Source organism: Natronococcus sp. (assembly GCF_047921035.1).
GTDB lineage: Archaea > Halobacteriota > Halobacteria > Halobacteriales > Natrialbaceae > Natronococcus.
Genome location: NZ_JBLRWX010000008.1, coordinates 48,886 through 60,172, shown reverse-complemented (window position 1 = coordinate 60,172; position 11,287 = coordinate 48,886). Strand labels below are relative to the sequence as shown.

Sequence of the window (11,287 nt, the reverse complement as noted above, 5' to 3'; positions counted from 1 at the left end):
GTTCGAAAACGATCCGTGCTTCATACGGATTGCTGTAACGATTTACCGGCGCAACCGCGACCCGTGCGGCGGTTGCGCCGGTAATGACTTACAGTAAACCGTATCAGACGGACGCCTGGCCGTCAGTTCCGACACGACCGCGAGCCGTCCCCCGGTCGCTCCGGGCTATCAGTACAGCAGATCGCATCGGCGACAGCAGCTGAACGCTGATGAAGGACTCCACGTAACTCAACGTCGGAACCACCGTTCGGTAGCTTAGCGCCGAGACGGACACTCGTTTCCGGCAGGCTCACTCCCGGTCCGGCTCGAGACGAGCAACGGTTCGTCGACGGTCGGATCGTGTCGCTCCGTTGGAGTCGACGTACCCGTCTCTCCGGATTGGTACCGTTTGTTGCTCGAGGGTGGGCTCCGAGGGACGCTTTGCCGCAACGTCTCCGTCGACCCCGCCACGATCCTGGCTGGGAGCGGGTTCGGTGGGGTACCAGCGTATTCGGCTTCCGAAGTGCTCCGCGTTCGGGCGCCTGTCGATCGTCACGGAAACCTGGAGATTCCGTGCGGGCTCGAGCGTGGGGAGCGCCACGCACCCGTACTGCAGAAACCACTCGAACGCGGGTGTTGTCGACGGTTCCTCGTTTCGTCGATACCGGACTGTCACCAATGGCGGTCGTCGCGACGAACGGAACACGGTCGCACCGACAGCGTCCTGCTGGCGAGAGCGATCCATAAATCAGCCGACGGAGATCCGAATACTGGGCTCGAGAATCAAGTACGGAGACGCCCGGCACAGAGTCGCGGTCCCGAAACGAGAACCGCAACACCGCGACTTACGAAACCGTCACCGGGAGCTTGATCGTTCGATACGCGCTCTCCCCGTCCGGATCGTCCGGCGCCTCGCCCTCGTAGAGATAGAGGACCAGACGGACGTCGTCACCGGTTATCGTCGGCTCGAACTCGAGGGGTTGCTCGTGGGTTTCGCCGTGGGCGACGGTCGCGGAGTCGGTCGTGAGGACGTCCTGATCGTTGACCGAGACGCTGTCGTTGTCGTAGCTTACGTCCTGTAGTGCGACGACGGTCTCGTACGACCGTTCCTCGTGTTCCTCGTTGGCGATGAAGACAGTTACCGACTGAGACTCGCCCGCGGAGAGCGTCTCGTCGTAGAGGTACTCGGTGTCGCCGTCGACTTCCTCCGTCTCGAGGTAGAACTCGGTGTAACTGTCGTGGTCGGGCGGACTCGCGACGGCGAACCCGGCGACGACCGCCAGGACGAGCAACGCGGCGAGAAACATCACGTTGTACGGCCTGGCGCTCGGATCGGATCGGCCGAACGAGTCTCCGGTGTTCGAAAACAACAGCGGAGCCCCCGAAATCGAGGGGGTGAACCGACGATCGGGGGGACATCGGTACCGCTGGACGATCCCCGCCAGCGAGAGAGCGATCGTCACGAAGGCCGTTCCAGCGAGCACCGGGAGGATCGCGATTCCCCACGGCGTTACGGTCGAGACGAGCGCGACCGCGGGAACGATCGCGATGCTCGCAACGAGCGAAAGTACGAACCGCTCGATCGGCTGGAGTCCGCCGTTGTTCAGCGTGGATCGAGTCGAACCCTGCGTCTCGTCGTCGAACGCCTGATACTCCGCGTTCGACGCGTCCGGATACAGCACCGAGATAAACGCGTAGCCGGGAAGAAAGAGCAACAGCGGGAGACCCAAGAGAACGCGAATCGGTCCCGAAATCGGCGTAAACAGACCGAACGTAGCGAGACCGGTTACTGCGATAACGAGCGCAAGATCGAAAAACCACCAGTCGGAGTCACTCATTACCGGCTGTGTGGCTCTCGAGCGTTTAGTTATCGGTCATATAACCGCGCCGGTGGGAAACTGCCTCGGCCGCTCGTCGGCCAATCAGATATATCGGCTGACAGGATTCGGAGTCGGTTCGGAGACGAACGGTGACGACAGCGATGAAAAGTCGGGTGGGTTTTCGTTCCGGACCGAGTTTCGAAACCGCGCGATACGAATCGAACGGAGCAGTCTGTAATCGTTCCGGACGCGATTCTTTATATCTCAGTTATGCGGAAAAAACGTGTCTCGGGACCTGTAACCGGACAGTGCACGATATGAAACGGTCTGAACGGGTAGATTAGTACGGATTTCGCTGAAGTAAAACCGTTCATCCATGGACGATTTTCATGCTTTAATACTGGTCCATGAGTCGGACTGATCAACGCGATGAGTTCGACAGAGACCGTTACAGAGGAACAAAGACGGGGTGAGGACCGGGAAGCGGATATCGTCTCCGACGATGGGGAACTTCCAGTCGACGAGATTTTCCATATTCTTCAGAACGAGCGCCGACGGATGGTTCTCGAGTATCTCCAGGAGACGGATGGCTCCGTACGGATGCGTGACGTAGCCGAACAGGTAGCCGCCTGGGAAAACGATACGACGGTCGAAGAGCTGAGCTCCGACCAGCGCCAGCGCGTGTACATTCCGTTGTACCAGTCCCACCTTCCGAAACTGGACAAAGCCGGTATCATCGACTATCAACAGAACCGTGGCGTCGTCGAACGGCGGCCGCTCGCCCGACAGCTCGATTACTACCTCAACGCTGATTCGAACACGAACACGGCTACCTCCGGTGGAAACGAGCGAGGGACCGACTGGGACGATTACTACATCGGTGCCGCCGGTGCAGGGGCGATCCTGCTTCTGGGAGCGATCTTCGAACTGCCACTGCTCTCGATCATCACGGGTATCGGACTGAGCGCACTGATCCTGTTGATGTTTACGACGCTAACGATCGGTCAGTACGTCAGATAGGCGTTTCGTCGATGTTATCGATAGATCGTAGCGACGGCCCCGAGACAGGCAGCCAGAAGGCCAACGATCGAAACCGCCGCCGTGATCTCGAAGACGATCGGCGAGACGAGCAGCGCCAGTGACACCGCGAAGACGAACGCAAGCGGATAGCGCCACCGATCGGTGGAAGGATTGTCAGCGAGGCTAACGGTTCCACGTTCGGGACGGTACTCGACCACTCCCGAGGCGTCGAGTGCGGGCAGGTCGGTCTGCGAGAGGCGCTCGTGAACGTCGCCCCAGGCTTCGACGTCGTCGCTACCGCTGGCGTCGTAGAGCTGATCGACGATCTCGTCGATCGTTACGGGTCCGTTACGTGATTCGAGCAGAGAGACGACGTTCCATTCGAGTTCGGCTGGCGCTCCGGTTGTCGGATCGGTCTCACGGTCTTCGGAGACGATCGACGACTCGTTGTATTCGAGCACTCTAACAGACGTCGACGCTTGAACGGTGGACTCGTCGCCACTCGAGTCCGAGGAGGAGTTCTTTCGAAACGGCGTCAGACGCATATTGTCAATCACACACGTCTGGTACTATAAATATGCTCTCGATAGCATGCGATAAATTTGTTGCAGCCGTTTGTTCACGCGTTCAAACCGAGGATAAACATTTTACAGACTGAGAAAAACCCCTATTACGAGCGGAACTATTGGGCGAGAGACGAGTTCTGCTCGATCCACCGTAGATGCTGATCCGCGGTGTCGTCCCAGCTTTCGACCCAGCCCAGAAAGTCGTTAAGACGAAGCTTGTGTCTGGCGGGCAGGTCGTGAACGTGTTCGAACTCGGGCAACAGTCGCTGGTCGAAGTTGTACCTGGTAAAGAGCTGTTTCCGGTCCGGCCAGGGGGATTCGAAGGAGTCGAAAAACGGGGTCTTGCGGCGTACGAACCGCTCCATCTCGTTGAACAACGTAACGTTGTGCGGCCGGTCCGGTGGCCGATGCCGAAGCATCTCCGGGTCGATCTGTTTACAGGCCTCGAGAAACGTATCCGTGGACCGTTCCGCCGGGGGCGCGTGGAGGTGCCAGTCGAGCAGTTCCGTGTCCGTGGCCAGAAACGACGCGAAGAAGTTATCGGCAAGCTGGGTGTGGAACGGCATCGACGGCTGGTTGGCGATCCCACAGCAGTTGAGTGCGTTCTGGATCGAATCGGAGCGATCGAGGACCGATTCGAACTCCGTTCGGACGGCCTGTCTGGCGAACGATTCGGGATCGACGTCGAACGCGGTTCGTTCGGCCAGTTCCTGGCTCGTGGATCGGTTATAACCGAACCGAGAGAGAAGCACGTCGATCGGGTCGGGGTCGGGATCGAGCCGTTCGAACGGAACCCGTTTCCCGAACACCTCGAGGTCGACGTGAGCGGTGAAGTGACCGCGGAAGAACGTATCGCACAGCAGACCGTGATAGATCGTATCGACGTCGATTTCGTCGGTGTACCCCGCGTGATGGATATGTAGCGACTCCTTGACTCCCTGGGAGTACTGTACCTTCGATCCGTCGGCGTAGAGGTAGCGCTCGTCGGGTCCGAACGCGGTGTGATCGGCACCGTACTGCGCCGCGAGGCGTTTGGCGCCGACGACCTCCTGGGCCGTCGAGTTGCCGACCGTATAACAGTGTTCGATCTCGGGAAGCTGGGCGAGCAGCGTTCGAGAGTCGTATCCCGCGGAGAGAAGCAGCCCCTTCCGTCCGGGGAGGATCGATCGACGGTCGATCGCTCGCTCGAGCCGGTTCGCGAGCGTTCCGGCGTAGTCGAATTCCCGGGTATCGTAGACGAATCGCTCGAGGTCGGTAACCGACGACGCCCGCAGCTGGCTGTCGATCGGGAGTCGCGAGAGCTGTTCGAGGCTCGTCTTCTCGCCGAGCGTAACGCCCAGATGGAGAAACTCGAGGATGCCGTCCCGTCGGAAGGAAGGGTCGGGAATCGTTTTCGCGACCGTTGCGGAGTCGGTACCGAACACGCGAACTCCCGGGGCGTCGGTGTAGAAACACTCCCGCGAACGGATCGAATCGGTCGCGACGAACGTCTCGTCGGGCGTATCGAGGACCGCGAGATAGGAGCCGTTGAGCCCGGCCAGCGCCTCGGTGCCGTCGCGTTCGTAGGCCTCGAGGAACCAGCGGGCAGCGTTCGTTTCTTGACCGGGTACGTACACCTCGCCCCAGATCGCACAGCAACCGGTTTCTCCCTCGTAAGTCGCGGTCCAGCCAGGGGTGCCGAGCCCGAAGTCTCTGATCCCGACGGTTATCGACGGTCCGACGAGCACGTCGTCGAACTCGTCCATCGACCGAAACCGGGTGAACGCTTCTGTGCCGCCAAATACGCCGAAGAGTTCCGTATTCATCTCGAGACTACCTCACTGCGTGACTGTGGCGTGAATCGGGAACCGACAACCCCGTATGCCGATCGGGCCGTCGGTAGCACGCACACGTCGAACTACACTACATTGGGAGCGAGCCACCATTAACTATAGTTCCACTAAGCGGGTCGCAAAGTGAATGAGATGCGTGGCACCAATAAACAGCGCCGCGCCGAGGCGGAATCGGCCTACATGGGACCTCTACCAGCAGTATTCTCCGGAGCTAACTCTCATATAAGATCCCCAACCGAACGATTACGGGGGGCTATTGGCTCCATAATAATACCGCTGCTATCGCTAGCCGGAGCCAGCAATGACCCAACGACGGAACACCAGACGACGGTTTCTCGCAGCCTCCAGCGCAACGGCCTTCGCGGCGGCCATGGCTGGCTGCACCGACTTCCTCTCGGACGAGGACGACGGCAACGGTGACGACGACGGCGGCAACGGCGACGACGACGGTAACGGCGACGACGGTAACGGAAACGGGGAGAACGGCGACGAGTACGACTCACCCGAACTTCAGGTCGAAACCGAGTACAACAGTCGCGAGGAGTTCAGACAGCCCGGCGAGCAGCTCAACGACTTCGAGACCGGCGACGACTGGACGGTTCTCGAGGGAGAAGCCGAGATGGACGACGAGTTCTCCTTCGACGGCGACCAGAGTATTCGCCTGATGGCCGAGGACGAGGACAACGCCGCCGTCGGGACGGAGCTAGACGAGGCGACCGACATGGAGAACCTCGACCTCTCGGTGGCCGTCCAGACGACCACGCCCCACAACATCGCCCTCGAGATCCAGCTGCGGGATATCTACGGCGGGTACGCGAGTTACATGGTGCCCTCGGTCTCCTACGGCGACGAGAACCCCGGCTGGTTCCGGATGTGTCCCGGGTTCGCCGACGAGAGTACGACGCCGGTCGAACAGGACGCGATCGACGAGATCCGTCTCGTCGTCCACAACACCGGCGACGAAGCCGAAGTGTGGTTCGACGACCTTCGTACCCACGAGAAGCCCGACCAGGGGTACGTCATCCTCAACTGGGACGACGGGTTCGAGGACTTCTACGAGCCGGCCGGCGAGCTACACGACGAGTACGACGTCAACGCCGTCCTGGCGGTCGTTCGTCAGTGGACCAGAGATCAGCGCGAAGGTATTATGACGATCAACCAGCTCGAGGAGCGCCAGGAGGCCGGCGACCAGATCATCGCGCACGGAACCCACACACAGTTCACGGATCTCAGCGACGAGGAACTCGACGACACGCTGCGTACGGACAAGAACTGGGCCGTCAACGCCGAACTCGAGGGCGGTCACTACATCGTCTTCCCGCACAACGACTTCGACCAGCGAGTCCTCGACATCGCCTCGAACTACTACTACGCGGGCGGATTCAACCAGGCGGGTAGCCCGAACCTCACCGGCGTCCACGGCTTCGACCCGCTGGTGTTGCCCCGGACGATCGGTCACGACCTCGACATCGCGATGCAATGTGTCGACGCCGCGGCCCAACACAACCAGTGTACGATCCTGAACTTCCACCAGTTCGAACTCGATAACACGATGGACCTCGACGACTACGAGGAACTGCTCGAGTACATCAACGAGTCCGACGTCGAGGTCATCGACTTCGATGATCTCTGGACGATGCGTCGGAACGGACACTAATCGACGGTAACCGTCTCCGATCGCTTCTTTCTGCGGTTCTCTCGATACCGAACGGACAGCTACCGACGCGTCTCGAAACAGTGACCGATCGGTATCGCGGGGCCGTAACCGATTCGAAGACAGCAGCGGAGCGCCCTACCGGCTGGTTCTCGAGGATCGGTCTCTTCGTGTACGGTTCGATCGATGCCGACCGTCACGCTACGCGGACGGGTAGTTCTCGGGAGCTAAAGAATCGTACCGCGGTTTCGACGGACGAGGGGAGTCGTGTCCCCGATCAGGAACGGAGTCCGATCCACCCGCCGATCAGGGCGACGAGAAGGACGAAGCCGGTAGCGAGGAACGGAGCCGGACGTCGTCGAGCACCGGAGACGGCCGACCAGAGGACGCCCGGCACGTGACGAAGTTCGGGACCTGCGCGGAGGAGATGCCAGCAGCCCCGAAGCGGACGACCCTCGCTGAAGTAGCTCTTCGCGAGCACGAGGTCGTGGCTCGAGCGGATCTCGTACCCCTCCGCTTCGAACCGGTCGACCTCGTCGGCGTACAGCGACAGGTACTGTTCGTCGGCCCGTCTGATCGTGTCCGCCGGCGGGATCCCCGTCTCCTCGCGGACGACGAGCGGTTCGTTGACGTAGGCGAGCTTGCCGACCTCGAGGATTCGCAGGACGAACTCGGGGTCCTGGAACCGATCGAGCGTCTCGTCGAAACCGCCGACCTCCCTCGCGACGTCGGTTCGAACGATCAGCGTCGAGCCGGCGCCCGTGTGGACGTTGTCGGCGAGGATCTCGCCGATAAGTTCCTCTCCGCCTTCCATTCGGGGTTGATCGTCCGCTCGAGAGAGGACGCTGGCGGCCAGGCCGCGAAGCCGGTCGGAGACGCTGGTGAGTTCGAACGCGAACCCGCAGTACGCTGCGACCCACTCCTCCGATCGCTGCTCGAGGACCTCGAGCTGGGCCTCGAGTTTCTCCGGACGCCACTCGTCGTCGGAGTCGAGGAAGGCGACGTACTTCCCCCGGGCGCGTTCGATGCCCGTGTTCCGCGCGACGTTTGCTCCCTGGTTCGTCTCGTGATAGATCGGCCGCACCCGATCGTCGTCGTAGGATTCGAGAACCGCGGCGGTGTCGTCGGTCGAGCCGTCGTCGACGACGAGTACCTCGAGGTCGTCGTGAGTCTGTTCGAGGGCGCTGTCGATCGCTCTCGATACCGTCGCCTCCCGGTTGTACGTCGGAATAATGACGCTAACCAGTGCCATTTCGTTCGACACGGGCCTACCAGCGCTTTATTATCGATGGGCTAACCGCGTTTCGGCCGGGGCGAGACGGCTCGAGCCACCGGTTTCGGTCGGATCCTCACCCGGATCAACTGCAGCAGCCGAGCGGAAACGCTACCCGAAGACCGGCACTCCGGTATCCGGACCGAACATCGCGAGGAGGACGCCCGACAGCAGCAGCGTCATACCGGCCAGAAACAGCATGCTCTGGAACCAGCCCACCACGGTCAGGTCGCCGCTGACGCCCTCGAGTCGTCGGCGGATCGGCTCGGCCCGGGGACCGATCGGGGCCGGAAATTCGGCGAGAACCTCGAACGGCTCCGCGGGCTCCATCGCACCAGTGAGGACGGCAAACGAGAGGTAGACGACGAGCCCGAACGGCGGTACGAGAAGGAGCGCCAGCCACGGGTTGACGACGACCGTCGCGAGGGCGAAGATCGGCACCGCAGCGAGCGCGGTCGTCGCCGCTACTCGACCGAACCGTGCGTCGGCGAGCGGATCGAAGCCGATTCGCTGTGCCGAGAGCCAGTGGAAGACGAACATCGAGCCGTAGCCGATCGTGGTCGCAAACGCCGCGCCGTGCATGCCGTAACGCGGAATCAGCAGGTAGTTGAGCACCACGTTGATCCCCGCGGCGCCGGCCGTCGCGAGAACCGGATACCGAAGCGTTCCCTCGCCCTGCGAGATCGCGAGGACGGGCCGAGCGAGGGCGAAGCCGAGGGCGCCGGGCAACAGCAACAGGAGCGGTTCGATCGCCGGCGTGGCATCCGGGCCGAAGTATATCGGGACAGCGACGTCGGCCAGCGCCGCGAGCCCGACGGCCATGACCGCGGTCAGTAAGAACGTGTAACGGGTCGTCTTCGACGCGAGAGCGGTGATCTCGTCGATCCGGTCTCTGGACCACAGCTCGGACGTCGAGTGGACGTAGACGGTCTGAAGGGCTATCGGAACGAACCAGAGAAACTCCGCCAGGATCAGCGCTGCCCGGTAGTTCCCCACCGCCGCGCTCTCGCGGAACTGCTGGAGCATGACGATGTCGATGTGATAGAGCGAGGTGAGTAAAAAGAGGAGAACGATGCTCATCGAATTGAACGTCAGCATCTTCTTTCGCGGAAACTCCCGTGGAGGGATCCGAAACACGCTCGAGAGCGACACGCGGTGGTGGATCAGCGTCAGGCCGACGACGCCACAGACGATACTCGCGACCGCGTGGCCGGCCAGGGCGCCCGGAACGCCGAATCCGAGGTAGACGAGCGGAATCGAGACGACGACAAACGCCACCTTATCGAGCACGTTGAGGGGTTCGGAGTATCGCTCGAGGCCGAATCCCATGAGCGTCTTTCGCGAGTACGTCTGGAACTGGACGGAGATCCCCAGCAGCGCCAGCCCGTAGAAGTAGATCGTGTACTCCTCGCCGAACAGCGCCGCGACGACTCCGTTACGGGAAACGAGAAACATGACGAACGCACCCGTAAGCGTAAACAGCACCGCGAGTCGAAAGTAGTAGCCGACGACGTACGGCTCCCAGTCGGACATCGACCGATCCTCTGCGAGGAACTTTCGGACGCCGTCGGCGATCCCGGAACTCACGAAGATCATGTAGATCGCGAACACCGACATCAGAAAGGAGTAGTCGCCGAATCCCGCCGGACCGAGCAGACGGAACAGAATCGGGGTCGAAACGAGTCCCACGAGAAGAACGACGACTTTCGCGCTAACGACCGAGAGAACGCCGCTGGAGAGGCTTCGATTCACGGATCCCACCGGGAGAGATACCGCCGAATAGCTCCCACCGCTAGCAGTCGAGTGATACCCACAGTGTTCGAAGCTCTGGGTCGGGAAGGCCTTATTATAACCGCATTAAGATCCCCTCAGTTATCGGACGAGAACGGCGGGTACGGGACTCGAGGGGCATCGGACTCCCTCGCGCCGTCCGAACATATCGGGCGTCGGACAGCGAGCGAACCGACACTGCAGTTAACCGAGAGATAAATAGGTTACTGGAACTATCAGGGTACATCGATGAACGAGAAAGCGACGCGCCGAGCGCTCCTCGGCACCATCGGTGCTGGGACGCTCGGGGCGACCGCGGGCTGTCTCGACAGCCTGAGCGGGGACGAAGACGACGATCGGAACGGGGACGACGGAAACGAGTCCAACGGGGACGACGCGGATCAGCCAGCTGAGAACGGCGAAACGGACGACGAAGAGGAGGAAGAAGCGGAGGTTCCGGATATCGACGGCGGTGCCGTGGTGTTTACGTACGACGACGGGCCGATGCAGGACTACGAACAGGCGTTCCCGGTCCACCAGGAGTTCGACGCCCCCGCAAGTGCGGGCATCGTCACCGAGTGGGTCGGCGAAGAGGACTTCGACGACAACGACTGGATGGACCTCGAACACCTCGAGGAGCTCGCCGAGGCCGGCTGGGAGATCAACTCCCACACGACCGCACACACCGCACTGGGCGAGTTCGAACTCGTCGAGGACGTCGACCCCGACGACGTCCGCGTGTATCCCGAGGAGCGAAACCACGGGTTCCACCACGGGTACGCGATCGAGGTCACCGATGGAGAGAACTCGGTCGTTCGAACCGTCGTCGACTCCGGTACCGACGGGACTGGCGGCTACCTGGAGTTCGACGAACCCGTCGGCGAGTCCTTCGCCGCCGCCGAGACCGTCGAGCGCTATCCCGAAGAGCTCATGCACGAGTTCCTCGGCGACTCGAAGGCCCAACTCGAGGAGTGGGGATTCGAGGTCGATACGCTGCTGGCGCCGTACGACATCTGCGACGAGTGGACGATCGAGTTCGCCAGCGAGTACTACGACGGCATCGCGAACGTCAACCCGGGTTCGATGCTCAACGAGCGCGACGAGTTCGACCCGTTCGACACCAACCGCGACTACTTCATCGAGTTCACCGATCCCCTCGACATCCAGTCACAGCTCGACGAGGTCGCCGCCCAGGATGCCATCGGCATCGTTGGCGCCCACACGTTCAAAGACGAGGTCGACGAGGACGGCATTCGGGAGATGCTCGAGTGGGTCGAGGAGCGTGACCTGACGGTCGTCACGCTGACGGACGCGATCACGGCCGCAGCGTCCGATTCGGCCTAACCGCTCGACCCGCGCTCGAGTCGGTGATC

At 61.6% G+C, this 11,287-nt stretch carries 8 protein-coding genes; 3 read left to right on the top strand and 5 right to left on the bottom strand.

Features of this window, described 5'->3' with window-relative positions; translation table 11 throughout:
* Positions 1–824 precede the first annotated feature (824 nt).
* Positions 825–1,817, bottom strand: coding sequence for a DUF1616 domain-containing protein (locus tag ACNA7R_RS03330; protein WP_416282119.1), 993 nt, complete (start codon positions 1,815–1,817; stop codon positions 825–827).
* A 411-nt stretch (positions 1,818–2,228) separates the two neighbouring features.
* Here ACNA7R_RS03330 and ACNA7R_RS03325 point away from each other — a divergent pair, with 411 nt between their 5' ends.
* Positions 2,229–2,819, top strand: a complete 591-nt coding sequence (locus tag ACNA7R_RS03325) for a hypothetical protein (RefSeq protein WP_416282118.1) — start codon at positions 2,229–2,231, stop codon at positions 2,817–2,819.
* A gap of 14 nt (positions 2,820–2,833) precedes the next feature.
* On the opposite strand, the gene ACNA7R_RS03320 is transcribed toward ACNA7R_RS03325, so the two are convergent.
* Together ACNA7R_RS03320 and ACNA7R_RS03315 are read right to left on the bottom strand one after the other, a co-directional pair.
* Positions 2,834–3,280, bottom strand: coding sequence for a hypothetical protein (locus ACNA7R_RS03320; protein WP_416282117.1), 447 nt, complete (start codon positions 3,278–3,280; stop codon positions 2,834–2,836).
* Between the two features lie 221 nt (positions 3,281–3,501).
* A complete protein-coding gene (locus ACNA7R_RS03315; RefSeq protein WP_416282116.1) occupies positions 3,502–5,190 on the bottom strand; it encodes a hypothetical protein in 1,689 nt (562 codons plus the stop codon).
* Between the two features lie 328 nt (positions 5,191–5,518).
* On the opposite strand from ACNA7R_RS03315, the gene ACNA7R_RS03310 reads away from it, so the two are divergent.
* Positions 5,519–6,874, top strand: coding sequence for a polysaccharide deacetylase family protein (locus ACNA7R_RS03310; RefSeq protein ID WP_416282115.1), 1,356 nt, complete (start codon positions 5,519–5,521; stop codon positions 6,872–6,874).
* 274 nt (positions 6,875–7,148) lie between these two features.
* Here ACNA7R_RS03310 and ACNA7R_RS03305 read toward each other — a convergent pair whose 3' ends face one another.
* Entirely contained in the window at positions 7,149–8,123 is a 975-nt protein-coding gene (locus tag ACNA7R_RS03305) for a glycosyltransferase family 2 protein (RefSeq protein ID WP_416282114.1), read from the bottom strand.
* 132 nt (positions 8,124–8,255) lie between these two features.
* The gene (locus ACNA7R_RS03300) at positions 8,256–9,896 is read right to left on the bottom strand and encodes a flippase (RefSeq protein ID WP_416282113.1); all 1,641 of its coding nucleotides are present in this window, start codon (positions 9,894–9,896) and stop codon (positions 8,256–8,258) included.
* 267 nt (positions 9,897–10,163) lie between these two features.
* Here ACNA7R_RS03300 and ACNA7R_RS03295 point away from each other — a divergent pair, with 267 nt between their 5' ends.
* Positions 10,164–11,258: a polysaccharide deacetylase family protein gene (locus ACNA7R_RS03295; RefSeq protein ID WP_416282112.1), complete on the top strand. Its 1,095-nt coding sequence runs from the start codon at positions 10,164–10,166 to the stop codon at positions 11,256–11,258.
* Positions 11,259–11,287 lie beyond the last annotated feature (29 nt).

Excerpts from the sequence above, each read along its gene's own strand:
- ACNA7R_RS03315 (WP_416282116.1), bottom strand. The coding sequence starts at position 5,190 with ATGAATACGGAACTCTTCGGCGTATTTGGCGGCACAGAAGCGTTCACC.
- ACNA7R_RS03325 (WP_416282118.1), top strand. The coding sequence starts at position 2,229 with ATGAGTTCGACAGAGACCGTTACAGAGGAACAAAGACGGGGTGAGGAC.
- ACNA7R_RS03295 (WP_416282112.1), top strand. The coding sequence starts at position 10,164 with ATGAACGAGAAAGCGACGCGCCGAGCGCTCCTCGGCACCATCGGTGCT.
- ACNA7R_RS03330 (WP_416282119.1), bottom strand. The coding sequence starts at position 1,817 with ATGAGTGACTCCGACTGGTGGTTTTTCGATCTTGCGCTCGTTATCGCA.
- ACNA7R_RS03310 (WP_416282115.1), top strand. The coding sequence starts at position 5,519 with ATGACCCAACGACGGAACACCAGACGACGGTTTCTCGCAGCCTCCAGC.
- ACNA7R_RS03305 (WP_416282114.1), bottom strand. The coding sequence starts at position 8,123 with ATGGCACTGGTTAGCGTCATTATTCCGACGTACAACCGGGAGGCGACG.